The organism is Bradyrhizobium sp. CCBAU 21365, assembly GCF_015291305.1.
GTDB classification, from domain to species: Bacteria; Pseudomonadota; Alphaproteobacteria; order Rhizobiales; family Xanthobacteraceae; genus Bradyrhizobium; species Bradyrhizobium elkanii.
This window is the reverse complement of the sequence record NZ_CP030036.1, coordinates 6,841,483-6,855,947: the sequence shown is the minus strand read 5'-3', so window position 1 is coordinate 6,855,947 and position 14,465 is coordinate 6,841,483. Positions and strand designations below refer to the sequence as shown.

At 65.6% G+C, this 14,465-nt stretch carries 19 protein-coding genes and 1 riboswitch; of the genes, 3 read left to right on the top strand and 16 right to left on the bottom strand.

The annotated features are described in order from the left end of the window. Window positions 1-55: 55 nt before the first annotated feature. The 5 genes from XI02_RS32340 to XI02_RS32320 all read right to left on the bottom strand — a co-directional run bounded on the left by XI02_RS32340 (window position 56) and on the right by XI02_RS32320 (window position 2,550). Entirely contained in the window at window positions 56-322 is a 267-nt protein-coding gene (locus XI02_RS32340; RefSeq protein WP_069278044.1) for a hypothetical protein, read from the bottom strand. 156 nt (window positions 323-478) lie between these two features. Then, window positions 479-1,135, bottom strand: a complete 657-nt coding sequence (locus XI02_RS32335; protein ID WP_069278043.1) for an HAD family hydrolase — start codon at window positions 1,133-1,135, stop codon at window positions 479-481. Beyond that, window positions 1,125-1,502 carry a TIGR02301 family protein gene (locus XI02_RS32330; RefSeq protein WP_028343726.1) on the bottom strand — a complete coding sequence of 126 codons (378 nt, stop codon included), beginning with the start codon at window positions 1,500-1,502 and terminating at the stop codon, window positions 1,125-1,127. Before XI02_RS32330 ends, XI02_RS32335 begins: the two co-directional genes overlap by 11 nt. A gap of 85 nt (window positions 1,503-1,587) precedes the next feature. Further along, on the bottom strand, window positions 1,588-2,007 hold the full coding sequence (locus tag XI02_RS32325; RefSeq protein WP_069278042.1) for an NUDIX hydrolase: 420 nt from the start codon (window positions 2,005-2,007) through the stop codon (window positions 1,588-1,590). A 42-nt stretch (window positions 2,008-2,049) separates the two neighbouring features. Further along, window positions 2,050-2,550 (bottom strand): hypothetical protein, encoded by a 501-nt coding sequence (locus XI02_RS32320; RefSeq protein WP_172647393.1) that lies wholly within the window; start codon window positions 2,548-2,550, stop codon window positions 2,050-2,052. A 62-nt stretch (window positions 2,551-2,612) separates the two neighbouring features. On the opposite strand from XI02_RS32320, the gene XI02_RS32315 reads away from it, so the two are divergent. After that, complete coding sequence (locus XI02_RS32315) at window positions 2,613-3,374, top strand: SOS response-associated peptidase (RefSeq protein ID WP_172647394.1); 762 nt, start codon at window positions 2,613-2,615, stop codon at window positions 3,372-3,374. A gap of 266 nt (window positions 3,375-3,640) precedes the next feature. On the opposite strand, the gene XI02_RS32310 is transcribed toward XI02_RS32315, so the two are convergent. From XI02_RS32310 to XI02_RS32300, 3 genes are read right to left on the bottom strand one after another with little or no spacing between them, the layout of a single operon-like run. Then, window positions 3,641-4,036: a RidA family protein gene (locus tag XI02_RS32310; RefSeq protein WP_172647395.1), complete on the bottom strand. Its 396-nt coding sequence runs from the start codon at window positions 4,034-4,036 to the stop codon at window positions 3,641-3,643. 4 nt (window positions 4,037-4,040) lie between these two features. After that, window positions 4,041-4,520, bottom strand: a complete 480-nt coding sequence (locus tag XI02_RS32305) for a DUF6691 family protein (RefSeq protein ID WP_172647396.1) — start codon at window positions 4,518-4,520, stop codon at window positions 4,041-4,043. A 2-nt stretch (window positions 4,521-4,522) separates the two neighbouring features. Beyond that, on the bottom strand, window positions 4,523-4,948 hold the full coding sequence (locus tag XI02_RS32300; protein WP_018273048.1) for a YeeE/YedE family protein: 426 nt from the start codon (window positions 4,946-4,948) through the stop codon (window positions 4,523-4,525). 206 nt (window positions 4,949-5,154) lie between these two features. Between XI02_RS32300 and XI02_RS32295 the strand changes: the two genes are divergently transcribed. Next, the gene (locus XI02_RS32295; protein ID WP_016840903.1) at window positions 5,155-5,589 is read left to right on the top strand and encodes a hypothetical protein; all 435 of its coding nucleotides are present in this window, start codon (window positions 5,155-5,157) and stop codon (window positions 5,587-5,589) included. Window positions 5,590-5,614: 25 nt separating this feature from the next. Here the strand turns inward: XI02_RS32295 and XI02_RS32290 are convergent, their stop codons facing one another. Further along, window positions 5,615-6,136, bottom strand: coding sequence for a mismatch-specific DNA-glycosylase (locus XI02_RS32290; protein ID WP_172647397.1), 522 nt, complete (start codon window positions 6,134-6,136; stop codon window positions 5,615-5,617). 134 nt (window positions 6,137-6,270) lie between these two features. Further along, window positions 6,271-6,666, bottom strand: a complete 396-nt coding sequence (locus XI02_RS32285; protein ID WP_069278036.1) for a hypothetical protein — start codon at window positions 6,664-6,666, stop codon at window positions 6,271-6,273. A 154-nt stretch (window positions 6,667-6,820) separates the two neighbouring features. On the opposite strand from XI02_RS32285, the gene XI02_RS32280 reads away from it, so the two are divergent. After that, window positions 6,821-8,491 carry an NAD(P)/FAD-dependent oxidoreductase gene (locus XI02_RS32280; RefSeq protein ID WP_172647398.1) on the top strand — a complete coding sequence of 557 codons (1,671 nt, stop codon included), beginning with the start codon at window positions 6,821-6,823 and terminating at the stop codon, window positions 8,489-8,491. Between the two features lie 91 nt (window positions 8,492-8,582). Here XI02_RS32280 and XI02_RS32275 read toward each other — a convergent pair whose 3' ends face one another. The 6 genes from XI02_RS32275 to XI02_RS32250 form a co-directional block, all read right to left on the bottom strand. Then, window positions 8,583-8,978: a hypothetical protein gene (locus tag XI02_RS32275; protein ID WP_069278034.1), complete on the bottom strand. Its 396-nt coding sequence runs from the start codon at window positions 8,976-8,978 to the stop codon at window positions 8,583-8,585. Window positions 8,979-9,369: 391 nt separating this feature from the next. Next, window positions 9,370-11,268 carry a phosphomethylpyrimidine synthase ThiC gene (thiC, locus tag XI02_RS32270; protein ID WP_172647399.1) on the bottom strand — a complete coding sequence of 633 codons (1,899 nt, stop codon included), beginning with the start codon at window positions 11,266-11,268 and terminating at the stop codon, window positions 9,370-9,372. A gap of 158 nt (window positions 11,269-11,426) precedes the next feature. Beyond that, the gene (locus XI02_RS32265) at window positions 11,427-12,035 is read right to left on the bottom strand and encodes a thiamine phosphate synthase (protein ID WP_172647400.1); all 609 of its coding nucleotides are present in this window, start codon (window positions 12,033-12,035) and stop codon (window positions 11,427-11,429) included. After that, window positions 12,022-12,804 carry a thiazole synthase gene (locus tag XI02_RS32260; protein WP_172647401.1) on the bottom strand — a complete coding sequence of 261 codons (783 nt, stop codon included), beginning with the start codon at window positions 12,802-12,804 and terminating at the stop codon, window positions 12,022-12,024. The genes XI02_RS32265 and XI02_RS32260 overlap by 14 nt, the downstream gene beginning before the upstream one ends. 184 nt (window positions 12,805-12,988) lie before the next feature. Next, a complete protein-coding gene (thiS, locus tag XI02_RS32255) occupies window positions 12,989-13,186 on the bottom strand; it encodes a sulfur carrier protein ThiS (RefSeq protein WP_016840913.1) in 198 nt (65 codons plus the stop codon). Further along, on the bottom strand, window positions 13,177-14,190 hold the full coding sequence (locus tag XI02_RS32250; protein WP_016840914.1) for an FAD-dependent oxidoreductase: 1,014 nt from the start codon (window positions 14,188-14,190) through the stop codon (window positions 13,177-13,179). The genes thiS and XI02_RS32250 overlap by 10 nt, the downstream gene beginning before the upstream one ends. Further along, window positions 14,178-14,319, bottom strand: a riboswitch (TPP riboswitch). (Overlaps the previous gene by 13 nt.) Window positions 14,320-14,465 lie beyond the last annotated feature (146 nt).

Here is a 14,465-nt window from a genome sequence, read left to right as displayed (position 1 = left end):
GACGCGTTTTCTTGACGCGAACCGGCGGCCCACTTCGCTCGACAACGCTATCGTTTTACTGCCTGGCCAATGCCAGCGAGAACTCGCCGTTGCGCACGCGCGCGGCGAGGCCCTCGGCGAATGTCGCCACCGCGTCCTCGCCATAGGTGCCGACGAGCTCGGCCAGCGCCGCGAACAGGCTCGCCTGCGCGAGGCAGTCGCCATCGACGCCGTCGTGACGCGCTTCAGCCCAGGCCTCGTTCAGGTAGCCCAGCGCGGCCTGTTTCTGCTCGTGGTCGGGTCGCGGGTCTTGGTGATGGGGGAAGGACGCTGGATGGCGCATGAAACTCTGCAAAATTGACTGCGCGCGGTCCGAGGAGCGAACCACTGCGACGTGCGAGATGTATCACGCATGCGGGTACCGCCTAGCCCACATCTTTCGAAAAGGTTAACGGCCAACCCGGCATTTAAAGGGGAATTCCGGATATCCGGGCCGCGATCAGCCGAATGAGCTGTGGATATGGTCCAGCACCGCGCGCGGCGTGGCGCACAGATGGCTGGCGCCGGCCTCGGTCAGCTCCTCCGGCGTGCCGTAGCCATAGGTGACGCCGACCGCCCGGATGCCGTTTCGATTCGCCCCGATCACGTCGTGGCTGCGATCGCCGATCATCAGGGATTCGGCCGGATCGGCCCCGGTCTGCGCCAGCGCATAGGCGAGCAGGTCGACCTTGTTGACCCGGGTTCCGTCGAACTCCGAGCCGAACACGTGGTCGAAATAGCCGCCGAGGCCGAAATGCGCGATGATCCGCGTCGCAAACACATGCGGCTTCGAGGTCGCCACGAACATCTGGCCCGGCCGCTGGCGCAGCGCCGCCAGAACCTCCGCGATATCGGGATAGACCGCGTTCTCGAACAGCCCGACATCGCCGAATCTTTCGCGGTAGAGCCCGACCGCGCGGTCGGCGAGCTCCTCGCCGCCGAGCAGCATCGCAAAGCTCGCCCGCAAGGGCGGCCCGATGCACCAGGTCAGGTCATCCTGCGAGGGAACCGGGCGGCCGAGCTTTTCCAGCGCGTACTGGATCGAGCCGGTGATGCCGGGCTTCGGGTCGGTCAGGGTGCCGTCGAGGTCGAAGAAGATCGCCCGTTCAGTTGGCATAGCGGGCCGTCAGGTCGCGGGAGATTTTCGAGCCCTCCTCGATGTAGCGGCGGATCGCCACGGTGGCCGCGGGCGTGCAGGTCCGGTAGGTCTGCTGGAAGCCGTTGTAGCCGCGGTTGAAGCCCGCGATCATGCGGGCGCGGCGGTCGCCGGAGGGGGTCTCGGCATCGATCAGCGCCTGCATCTCGTTGCGCCATTTGGCGCCCTCGTTGGAGCCGCAGATGCCGCGCAGATAGTGCAGGGCGCCGAGGATCTCGGCCAGCCGCTGCAAATCGCCGTCGAACGGCGCAGCCGCGTCCTGCGCCCGGGCGGGCGTCGCAAGGCATGCCGACATCAGGATCACAACGGCGAGAAAGGCTCTGATCATCAGGGGTTCCGGAATGGCGGTGGTATGCCCCCTCAATGCGCCCGAGGCAAGGCGGCAGGACCCGCCAAAGCCGCCAAAACGGGCCTCAAGCCAGCCGCCGGGCGGCCGCAATGACCTCATGCAGGCCGCCGGTGACCTTGAGGTCGCCGATCTCCTCCGGCGCCAGCCATTTGAAATCGTCGTGCTCGTCGTTCAGGTGAGGCTCGCAGGATGCCCAGCGCGCGGCGAAGGTCATGATCAGATAGTGCCCGCCTCCGGGGCCGGCCGGCAGCACCTCGCGCCAGCCGGCGAGGCCGAGGATCTCGACCTTCAGACCGGTCTCCTCGTCGATCTCCCGGTGCAGGGCGGTGTGCAGCGTCTCGCCGAACTCGACCCGGCCGCCGGGCAGCGAATAGAAGCCCTTGCCCGGCGAGCGGGCGCGGCGCACCAGCAGCACCTTGCCGTCACGGAAAATCACGCCGGACACGGCGAGCTGCGGGCGGATCGTAGGTTCGGGAGAGGTCAAGGTGATTGGCAGCCGGTTGTGAAGGCCATCATGCCCGATATCTCAGGCGCCCGCCATGATGCTGTCGACATCGGCCTCTGCGGCGCCGTTGATGATACCGGCGGTCAGCATCACCAGCGGCTTGACCCAGACGATCGCCTGCTCGGCGAGCGCGACCCGACTCTTGTCCTGCTGCAATTGCCGCATCGCCGCCCCGACCTCGGTCAGGATCTTCGTCATGCTGTCGGTGAGCTGGTCGAATTCGGCCCGGATTGCGGTATCCGCGGTCTCATAGGCCTCGATCGCGAGATCGCGCGCCCGGAAATTGGACGCGGTGAAATGCTCGGCATAGGACAGCGGCTGCCATTCGAGGAAATCGCTGGCGCATTCCGGCAGGTCCGGAACCATCTCCAGCAGCATGATGGCTTCGTTGAAGTGATTGAGGTAGTCGGTGGCAAGCCCGGTGCGGGGATTGATGTTGGCGGCGCGCAACAGCGCCGCCCGCGCCTCGTCGGGATACGTCGGTCGCGGGGAAGAGCCCGCTATGGCGGCCGTTGAGGTCATTGATCGCAGTCTTTAACGGTCCAAGTTAAGGCAGAATAAACGGATACCACTCTGGACGGCAAATGTGCGGACGCTTCGTCATTACCTCGCCGCCGGCGGTCCTGCGCGAAATGTTCGGCTATATCGAGCAGCCGAATTTTCCGCCGCGGTACAATGTTGCGCCGACCCAGCCGATCCCGGTGGTGCTGCTGCAGAATGGCGGCAGGCATTTTCAATTGATGCGCTGGGGCCTGATCCCGTCCTGGGTCAAGGACCCCAGGACCTTCTCGCTCCTGATCAACGCGCGCTCCGAGACGGTGCGCGAGAAGCCCGCATTCAAGAACGCGATCAAGCGGCGCCGCGCGCTGATCCCGGCCGACGGCTACTACGAATGGCAGGACGCCGGCGGCCGCAAGCGGCCGTTCTTCATCCATCGCCGCGACGGCCATCCGCTCGCCTTCGCCGCGCTCGCCGAGACCTGGATGGGACCGAACGGCGAGGAGCAGGACACGGTTGCGATCGTCACCGCGCCCGCGAGCCCCGACCTCGCGCAATTGCATCACCGCGTGCCGGTCACGATCAGGCCCGAGCAATTCGCGCGCTGGCTCGACTGCCTGCCGAACGATGTCGACGACGTGATGCCGATGCTGAAGGGCCCCGAGGTCGGCGAGTTCGCCTGGCACCAGGTGACGATGCGCGTCAACGCCGTCGCCAACGACGATGCGCAATTGCTGCTGCCGATGACCGCGGAGGAGATCGCCGCGGAGGACGCGCCGCAGCCGAAGAAGGCCGCGCCGAGAAAGGCGACTATGCGCGAGGACGACGGGCAGGGGTCGTTGTTTTGAGGGCTCACTGAACCGGCGTGATGCAGCGCGGATTTGCGTCAGCTCTCTCCACATCGTCGTCCTGGCGAAGGCCAGGACCCATAACCACCGAATTTGCTTGTGAACGGGAACGCGGCCCCAGCGTCGCGCGACAATTGAGATTTGGGGTAATGGGTCCTGGCCTTCGCCAGGACGACGATGAAGATGGACCTCGATTCAACCGGTGCGCAATTGCGCACCTGAGGGCTCGCGCCAAGTGGCACGCTCCGGCATGACAGAGCCAGAGATCACCCCTTCACCGACGCCACGCCCTCGATCTCGATCAGCATCTTCGGATTCGGCAGCGCCACCACCACGCAGGTGGTGCGCGCGGGGTAGGGCGCGGGGCCGAACGCGCCGGCATAGAGCGCGTTCATCGTCGCGACGTCGCTGGCGCGCGTCAGCAGCACGTTGACCTTGACGAGATCGCGCATCGTCGCGCCAGCCTCGCTCAGCACGCGCTTGAAATTGATGACGACATTGGCGAACTGCGCCTCGAAGCCGTCGGGCAGCTCGCGATTGGCGTCGAAGCCGGGGATGCCGGAGATGAACAGCAAATCGCCGACGCGAGCGCCGAACGAGAGTGGCGGCGCCTGGATGCCGGGCGGAGGAGGGAAGTGCTTGATTGCGGTCTTTTCAGTCATTGGGTCACCCGTCTGCGCGAGATGGAAGGGGAGAAGTTTCGATGGCGCGCGGCGCCGCTGCACGCCGGCGCCAAAGATTCCTGCCGAAGAGATTCTGGCCGATCATGCCTGCGAGCATCGCGGCGACGAAGACCACGATCGGCAGCGAGAGGCCGGCAAGATTGACCAGTGCCGGCCCTGGGCAGATGCCGACGAGGCCCCAGCCGATGCCGAACAGCACCGCGCCGGCAACCAGCGGCGCATCGATGTCGTTGCGGTCGGGCCAGAGGAAGCGCGCCGAGAAGGCGGGTGTCGTGCGCCGCCGCGCGATCGCAAAGCCGGTTGCTGCGACCGCAACCGCGCCCGCCATCACGAAGGCGAGCGTCGCGTCCCACGCGCCAAACAGATCGAGGAAGCCGAGCACCTTCTGCGGATCGGTCATGCCGGAGATCAGAAGCCCCGCGCCGAAGATCAGGCCGCAAATAAAGCTTACGAGAGGTGCCATCGCTAGCCTCCGATCCCGTGCCTGACGAATGCGACCGTTGCGATCGCCGTCAGCATGAAGATGCATGTTGCCACGATCGAGCGGCCGGACAGCCGCGCAAAGCCGCAGACGCCGTGGCCCGAGGTGCAGCCATTGCCCATCCTTGTGCCGAACCCGACCAGCAGTCCCGCGATCGCGACCACCACAAGGCTCGCGTTGATCGCCGGCCGCGGCAGCGGCGCGCCGAACAGCGCCGCAATCAGGGGCGCTCCGATCAGTCCCGCGATGAACGCAATGCGCCAGGCGCGGTCGGCGGTATCGGCCTGCAGCGCGCCGCCGACGATGCCGGTGACCCCGGCGATTCGCCCGGTCAGCAGCATCAAGAGCGCGGCGGCAAGCCCGATCAGCGCGCCGCCGGCAAGGCCGGAAAGTGGGGTGAAATCGTGCATCGATGCAGATCCCTGTTGCGCAAACTCCTCAGCGAACCGGCAAAGCGGTGGGCGCGCATGCGCCAGTGGTCGCGCGGCTGCGGAGGCGATGATAGACTCCGCGCCATCAGGAACAAGCGCAATCCCGCATGTTTCGCGGCATTTCAGTGGTGCCGCCGGTCGGTTGGGTTGCCGCGATTCGCTCTCACTTCGTCCGGAGAACTCCCATGAGATTGCCATCCGTCGCCCGCGCCGCGCTGCTCGCGCTGGCGATGCTCACCGGAACGTCCGCCGCCCTGGCTGACGAGGGCGCGGTGACGCTCGTGATCTTCAAGGGCGGCTGGGTGTTCGGCGGCTCCGCCGGCAAGGGCGTCATGACCTTCCACGGCCAGACCTACGGGCTCACGGCCGGCGGGCTGGACTATGGCCTCGTGTTCGGCGGCTCGCAGACCACGTTGCAGGGCCGGGTGCGCAATATCCGCCGTCCGCAGGACATCAACGGCGTCTATGCCGCGGCGGGCATGGGCGTTGCGCTCGGCGCCGGCGTGCGCGGCATCCTTTTGACCAACCCGAACGGCGCGGTGCTCGAGCTGAGCGGCAAGCAGGTCGGCCTGATGGCCAATGTCGACCTCAGCGGGCTTGCGATCACGTTGAAGGAGTAGGGGGCGCGGGCTTCGTCCGCGGGCTCTACCCATCCGATTCCGTGATCCACTCGGCGAGTTCGCGCCACGGCTTTAAGGTCCAATGCCCCGAGGCCGCGCCTGATGGCGACGGCAGCACGAACACTTCGGGAAAGCCGTTCATTGGTGGCTGCCGGCCGGGCACGAGCGCGGTGGTCGGCCTGCTGTAAAACAGGCTCGCCGCCTTCCTGCTGGTGAAGGCGACAGTCTTCGGCCGGTAGGTCGCGATCTTCGCCCTGAAGCCGACGACGTCGAACGACTGCCTGCTGATTTCGTGATCCATCCCGGCGCCGGTCTTGGAGAGATCGGTGAAGCCGATGCCGAGCGCGAGCAGCGCGGCGAATTCGTCCGGCCGATAGCGCCGCGGCGTGATGCCGGCCTCATGCAGCGCGCGCCAGAACCGGTTGCCAGGATGCGCATAATAGTGCCCGACGGCGGCTGACCGCGTGCTCGCCGCGGTGCCGACGAACACCAGGCGCAGATTGGCGCGGAGCTGGTCGGGGAGGCGGTGGCGGTTGTGATCGGGCATCTCGGAAGGGCCAATAGAGCATTGATGAGACAGAGTTGAGTAGCAGCCGCGAACGAGCTGCGCTCCCTCTCCGCGGGGAGGGGTGGGGTGGCGGCCCTCTCCGCAAGACCCATTCAACCAAACTTCGTCACGGGCTAGCGTACCGGCTCCCTGATCTTTTCTTCCGTCGTGACCGCTTGCGACGGTCCGGTCGCGCGCACCATCAGGAACGTGCCCGAGAACGCCGTGCCGCGGATGCTCCAGCGGCCGTCGATCTCGGTCGCGTCGGCGTTGACCGCGCCTTCATAGTGCACGGTGTCATAGCCGTAGCCCGGCGGCTCGTAGCGTTTGACGAACGTAACAGCGCTGCCGGAGCGATGGCCCGCGAGCGAGGCGTTGTGCGTGCTGATCGGACAGCCCGGCGTCACGCAAGGTTCGGTCACGCTGCCGCCGAGCGCGCCGCCGGCGTCGATCAGCGTCGCCAGGAACGTGACCATGCCGCTCGGCTGAACATAGCTGCCGTCCCAGACGCCGGTGAGATTGTCGGTCATGTCGCTTGCCCGGACTGCGTTTGGTGAATTGCAGTGATCGATGTGGTGCAGGCAGCGCCTCAACGCAAGTCGCGCCCGCTCGCGCGCGGTTGCCTGCAGGTGCAAAAGGGTCTGTAATCCAGCCAAACAGATCAAGAAGAATTCGGGAGCGGACATGACGGGAGAGGCGAAAACCCATTATGAGGTGATCGTGGTCGGCGCCGGCGTCGCGGGCATCTACCAGATCAAGCGGCTGGCTGATCTCGGCATCGACGCCACCGTGCTCGAAGCCGCGCCCGACCTCGGCGGCACCTGGTACTGGAACCGCTATCCGGGCTGCCGCTTCGATTCCGAGAGCTACACCTACGGCTTCTCGTTCTCGCGCGAACTGCTCGACGAATGGCACTGGAAGGAGCGCTTCTCCGGCCAGCCGGAGAATTTGCGCTACCTCAACTACGTCGCCGACAAGTTCGACCTGCGCAAGCACATGCAGTTCAATTGCAAGGTCGAGACCATGCAGTTCGACGAGACGCGCGATCTCTGGCAATTGAGGATCGGTGACGGCCGCGAACTGACCTGCCGCTTCGTGGTGCTCGCGATCGGGCTGCTGTCGGCGCCGACCATGCCGCGCGTGCCCGGCATCGATGACTTCAAGGGCCGGTCGTTCCACACCTACTACTGGCCGCATGAGCCGGTCGATCTCGCCGGCAAGAAGGTCGCGGTGATCGGTACCGGCGCGACCGGCATTCAATTGATCGGCGAGATCGCCGACAAGGTCGGCGAGCTCACGGTGTTTCAGCGCCGGCCGAACTGGAGCGCGCCGCTCAACAACTCCGCGATCTCCGACCAGGAGATGGCCGACATCCGCGCGCGCTATGACGAGATTTTTGCTGCCTGCGCGCTGACGCCGGGCAGCTTCGTGCACGGGCCCGACAAGCGCGGCTTCTACGAGGTGAGCCGCGAGGAGCGCCTCAACCTGTGGGACAAGCTCTACGACGAGCCCGGCTTCGGCATCTGGCTCGCGAACTTCCGTGAGATCTTCATGGATGAAGCCGCCAATGCCGAGCTCTCGGAATATATCGCGGGCCGCATCCGCCAGCGCGTGAACGATCCTGATGTCGCCGAGAAGCTGATCCCGCGAGATCACGGTTTTGGCGTGCAGCGCCTGCCGCTGGAGACAAGGTATTTCGAGGCGTACAATCGCGACAACGTGCAGCTCGTCGATCTCTCCGAGACGCCGCTGGTCCGCGTCACCGAGAAAGGCCTGCGCACCACGGCGCGCGACTACGACTTCGATATCATCGTCTACGCCACCGGCTTCGACGCCATCACCGGCGCCTACGACCTGATCGATATCAGGGGCATCGGCGGCGAGCGCCTCGCCGACAAGTGGAAGCACGCGCCGTCGACCTTCCTCGGCATGCTCGTGCACGGCTTCCCGAACCTGTTGATGCCGACCGGACCGCAAAGCGCCTCCGCGTCGACGAACTTCCCGCGCGGCATCGAGAACGGCGTCAACTGGTGCACCAATCTGCTGCAATACATGTGGGACCGCGGCCTCACCCGCGCCGACGCCACGCTGGAGGCGCAGCAGCGCTGGACCGCGCATGTCGTCAAGATGTACGAGATCATGCTGATGCGCAAAGCCAAGTCGTGGTTCACCGGCTACAACTCCAACGTCGCCGGCCACGAGGAGGGCACCGTGCGCTACTTCGTCTACAACGGCGGTACGCCGAAGTTTTTGGGGATCATCAACGGGGTCGCGGCGGAGGGGTATCGGGAGATTGCGTTTGGGGCGGGGGCGCGGGGTGGCGCGCAAGCGACCGTTGGCGCGACGGCGTCATAGGGTAGGGTTAGCCGACGGGTCCGCGCAAAGCGCGGCGTAGGACCTTCGCTAGCCGATCATCCGCGTTGCTCTCCGGCTGTCGCCACCGCTATCACATCGAGCAGCGAACATACGGCGTCTCCACCGGCACCGGTTCCTTTGAGCTGAGTATGATCTTGTTCTCGCCGGAGAGCTTTATGTCGAATGACACGTCCGAAACCGCGACGCCGTCCGAGCACGCCGCAATCACGCGGACATTCTGCCCGTCGTCATGCAACGATTTAACAGTGCATTTTTGAAACGTGCCGGTGATTTGCTTGCCCTGGACGATCAAGCCACCCGCGTTGAAATCGGCATCTTTCCTGAACGCGAGCTTGTTGTTCTCCTTGGTGAAGACCTGGTTGCAAGCCGAGGCGTCGATCGTCCAGGCTCCGTTCAAATCCGCAGCCTGAGTCGAGGCCGCTTGTGCAACGAGAAGTATGAATAGCACGGCGTTGAAGGTTCTCATGAAACTCTCCAATCAAATGGTCATTAGGCTGCTGGACCCTCTGCGACCGAACGTGGAATTGGCGCTCAATCGCCTGCCTGAGGGGGCAGGGGCAATATCCCCGACCCGACCTTCATCGCTTTTGAGCGTCATAGCAAGCGATGAGATAACGGATTTTTCGTTGATCCAAGTCAAGGGTTCTGCGGAGCGCCTGGTGTGGCCCTGGGCCGGTTGCCGTCGTGACCGGCCCTCTACAAGCCGCACACCCGCAATGGACTACAAGTGAATGGTCTAGACGCAAAAAGGCCGGGCTTTCACCCGGCCTTTCGTTTTTGGATGGATGCCCGGGTCATCTCGCGCGAAGACGTGCTTCGCACTGTTGCCCGGCACGACAAGCGGTGAGGGCGAGCCCTCACAACACCCGATTGCTTTCCTTCACCTTGTCCGCATCGAGATACACGCTAGACCCCATCTCCTTGAACTTGGCGCTCATCGTCGCCATGCCGTCCTCGATGGTGGCTGACACCGACATCCCAACGCCCGTCGGGTCGTTGAGCGTCGCGGCGTAGTCGCGGACGTCCTGGGTGATTTTCATCGAGCAGAATTTCGGGCCGCACATCGAGCAGAAATGCGCGACCTTGTGGGCTTCCTTCGGCAGGGTCTCGTCGTGGAAGTTCTTCGCGGTGTCCGGATCGAGGCCGAGGTTGAACTGGTCCTCCCAGCGGAAGTCGAACCGGGCGCGGCTGAGCGCATCGTCGCGCAACTGCGCGGCGGGGTGGCCCTTGGCCAGATCAGAGGCGTGGGCCGCGATCTTGTAGGTGATGACGCCGGTCTTGACGTCGTTGCGGTCGGGCAGGCCGAGATGCTCCTTCGGCGTCACGTAGCACAGCATCGCGCAGCCGAACCAGCCGATCATCGCCGCGCCAATGCCCGAGGTGATGTGGTCGTAGCCCGGCGCGATGTCGGTCGTCAGCGGCCCGAGAGTGTAGAACGGCGCCTCGCCGCACTCCTTGAGCTGCTTGTCCATGTTGATCTTGATCTTGTGCATCGGCACGTGGCCGGGGCCCTCGATCATGACCTGGCAGCCCTTGTCCCACGCGATTTTTGTCAGTTCGCCGAGCGTTTCCAGCTCCGCGAACTGCGCGCGGTCGTTGGCGTCGGCGATCGAGCCGGGACGCAGGCCGTCGCCGAGCGAGAACGAGACGTCGTACTTGCGCATCAGATCGCAGATCTCGTCGAAATGCGTGTACAGAAAACTCTCCTTGTGATGCGCCAGGCACCACTTCGCCATGATCGAACCGCCGCGCGACACGATGCCGGTGACGCGGTTGGCGGTGAGGTGGATGTAAGAGAGGCGCACGCCGGCGTGGATCGTGAAATAGTCGACGCCCTGTTCGCACTGCTCGATCAGGGTGTCCTTGTAGAGCTCCCAGGTCAGCTTGACGGGATCGCCGTCGCACTTCTCCAGCGCCTGGTAGATCGGCACGGTGCCGATCGGCACCGGCGAGTTGCGCAAAATCCATTCGCGGGTGGTGTGGATGTTGCGCCCCGTGGAGAGGTCCATCACGGTGTCGGCGCCCCAGCGGATCGCCCACACCATCTTGTCGACCTCTTCCTCGACCGACGAGGTCACCGCCGAGTTGCCGATATTGGCGTTGATCTTGGTCAGGAAGTTGCGGCCGATGATCATCGGCTCGAGCTCGGCATGGTTGATGTTGGAGGGAATGATGGCGCGGCCGCGCGCGATCTCGCTGCGGACGAATTCCGGGGTGATGAAGGCCGGCACCGCAGCGCCGAAGCTTTCGCCGTCGGCAAGCGCGGCCTCGGCGCGCTCGAGCTGTTGCTTGCGGCCGAGATTCTCGCGCTCGGCGACGTAGATCATCTCCTTGGTGATGATGCCGGCGCGGGCGAATTCGAGCTGCGTGATCCTGTGGCCGTCGAGCCCGCGCAGCGGCGCGTGGTGCGCGGTGAACGCCTTGGCGGCATGCGCCGCGCCGACATTGCCGTTGTCCTCCGGCTTGATGGTGCGGCCCTCATATTCCTCGACGCCGCCGCGCTCCTTGACCCAGGCGAGCCGATTGCGCGGCAGGCCGGCGTTGACGTCGATCGTGACGTTCGGGTCTGTGTAGGGGCCCGACGTGTCGTAGACCGGCAGGTTCGGCTCGCCGGCGCCCTCCGACAGCATGATCTCGCGCAGCGGCACGCGAACGTCGGGCGCGGCCTCCGGCGTCGCAAAGATCTTGCGCGAGGCGGGCAGCGCGCCGGTGGTGACGGCGGGACGGGTGGTGTCGGGATTGGAGCGGATGTTCATGAGGGATCCTCCGTTTTAATTCGTGTGCGAAATGTTGACCTCGTCATCCTGAGGAGCGCGAAGCGCGTCTCGAAGGATAAACGAGCCGGGCCGTCGACCCTTCGAGACGCGCGTGCCGCGCTCCTCAGGGTGACGGAATGGGCAGGGTATTGTGTGCATCACGCGGCCTCCGCGCTGAGGCCGAGCCATTGTCTGACCCGCGCGTCGGGGTCGGGGTTCTGGGTGACGTCACTGACGACGGCGATCGAATCGGCGCCGGCGGCGAAGATCTCGGCCGCGTGCTCGAACTTGATGCCGCCGATCGCGACAAGGGGGATCGAGCCGATCCGCTTCTTCCACTCGGTGATCTTCGGAATGCCCTGCGGCTCGAACCGCATCGATTTGAGCGTGGTGAAGAAGATCGGGCCGAGCGCGACATAGTCGGGCTTGGCCGCGAGCGCGGTGACGAGCTCGGCGTCGTCATGGGTGGAGACGCCGAGCGTCAATTTCGCTTTGCGGATCTCGGCGAGGTCGGCCTCAGCGAGGTCTTCCTGGCCGAGATGCAGATGCTCGGCGCCGGCGACGATCGCCGCGCGCCAATAGTCGTTGACGACGAGCTTGGTCGGCGTGCCCTTGGTCACCGCCAGCGCGTCGCTGACGATCTGCAGCGCCCCGGCATCGTCGAGCTCCTTGGCGCGCAGCTGGATGGTGCCGACGCCGAGTTTGGTCAGTCGTTCGACCCACTTGATGCTGTCGACGACGGGATAGAACGGATCAGGATACGGCATGCCAGAACGGGGTCCCAACGACAGGGGTGGAGGGGGAGGCGAAGTCGCGGGCTTCCATCAGCCCGGCTTCATAGGCGGTGCGGCCGGCCTCGACGCCGAGGCGGAAGGCATTGGCCATCGCAACGGGATCGGCGGCTTTGGCGACCGCAGTGTTGAGCAGCACCGCGTCATAGCCGAGCTCGAGCGCTTCGGCGGCATGCGACGGCGCGCCCAGGCCGGCGTCGACCACCAGGGTGATGTCGGGCAGGCGGTCGCGCAACAGCTTCAGCGCGTCGCGGTTGGTGATGCCCTTGGCGCTGCCGATCGGCGCGGCCCACGGCATCACCACCCTGCAGCCGGCGTCGACCAACCGCAAGGCGACCGAGAAATCCTCGGTGCAATAGGGGAACACCTCAAAGCCGTCTTTGATCAGGATGCCGGCCGCCTCGACCAGGCCGACCACGTCGGGCTGCAGCGTGTCATTGTCCGCGATCACTTCCAGCTTGATCCACGGCGTGCCGAACAATTCGCGCGCGAGCTTGGCGGTGGTCACCGCCTCCTTGACGCTGCGGCAGCCCGCGGTATTCGGCAGCACGGTGACGCCGAGCTCGCGGATCAGCGACCAGAATGCATCACCGGTCTTGCCGCCCGCCGCCTCGCGCCGCAGCGACACCGTGACGATGCCGGCGCCCGAGGCGCGGATCGCGTTCTGCATGATCGCAGGCGAGGGATACAGCGCCGTGCCGATCAGCAGGCGGGACGAGAAGGATTTGCCGTAGAAGGTGACCATGTGTCTCCTCAAACTATGCCGTCGTCCCGGCGAAGGCCGGGACCCATAACCACGACCGAAAATTGTCGGATGGGACGTCTCCCCGCGTGCATCAATGAAGGGCCGCGGCGTATGGGTCCCGGCTCCGTGCGCAAGCGCGCACTCGGCCGGGACGACATGGGGAGAGTGTGTGCGCCAGCCATCATCACCCTCCCTGCCGCGGGGTGATGATCTCGATCTCGTCGCCGGCCTTCAGCGCGGTGTCGGCCCAGCGGCCCTTCGGCACCACGTCGTAGTTCAGCGCGATCGCGAAATGCGTGCCCTCGTAGTCGAGTTCGGCCAGCAGCGCATCGACGCTGCCCGCGCTGATCTCCCGCTGCTCGCCGTTGACGATCACGCGCATTGCATCACCTCATTGTCGATTTCGCCGCGCGCGAGATAGGCGAGCGTCAGCTCGGCCAGCGCCGGCGCCAGCAGGAAGCCATGACGGTAGAGTCCGTTCACCGTGATGCGTTCCTGCTCGATCCTGATTTTCGGCAGATTGTCGGGAAAGGCGGGCCTGAGCCCGGCGCCGAATTCGACGATGCGCGCCTCGGCAAACGCCGGATGCACGACATAGGCCGCGCCCAACAGCTCCAGCGCGGAGCGCACGCTGACGCCGTTGTCCTCGGCCTCGATCGAGGTCGCGCCCAGCATGAAGCGGCCGTCGCCGCGCGGGATCACGTAAAGCGGCCAGCGCGGATGGATCAGCCGCACGGGACGCGCCAATTCGACCTCGGAGGTCTCGATGATGATCATCTCGCCCTTGACGCCGCGCAAGCTCGGCTCGCGGTCGTGCGCGGCAAAGCCGCGGCAGTCGATCACGAGGCCGTCGAGATCGGTTGCCTCGGCGTCGCTGCCGAACTTGATGGCGCCGCCGGCCTTGGCGATCGCGGCATGCAGCCGCGGCAGCACGCGGCGCGGCTCGACATGGCCCTCGTCGGGGTAGAACAGGGCGTCACGGAAACGGCCCTCGAGCGACGGCTCGAGCGCGCGAACGCCCTCGGCGTCGAGCCGGCGATGGCCTGACGTGAGGCGGGCAAAGCGCTCGAAATCGGCGCGATCGCGCGGATGCGCCACCACCAGCGAGCCGTTGAACGGGGTTTCCGGGACGTGCTGCCGCCAGAGCTCGAGCGAGCGGATGCCGAGCCGGGAGATCACGGGCTCGGAGGCCTCCGCCTCGCACCACGGCGCCAGCATCCCGCCGGCGAAGTAGCTTGTGGATTCCGTCATCGCGGCGTCACTGCGCTCATGCAGGGTGACGGCACGTCCGGCCTCTGCGAGCAACAGCGCATGCCAGGCGCCGGCTATGCCTGCGCCGATGATGGTGACAGGGGAATCCCCCCGCAGTCTTGACGTCTGATACATCCCTGTCCCTTCGCCGGCATGACCCGGATCAGGTTCAAAGGGTCACCGCGGTCCCGGACTATTCGCCTACTGGCTAGTCCAAGCTTGCGGTATCTCAGCTCCTCCTTCGGAGCACCCCTCGGAACGCCCCTAATGTAGGCGGATAGGCTTGTGTGTCAACTTGTATGCCAGACGCGGGCGCCCTGCGGTGCCGCACCTCTTCACATCAGGTGCTAGCGGAACGATCGCGCGATCTGCGTTGAGAGGCGGTGTCGAGGAGGCCGGCCACGCTATGT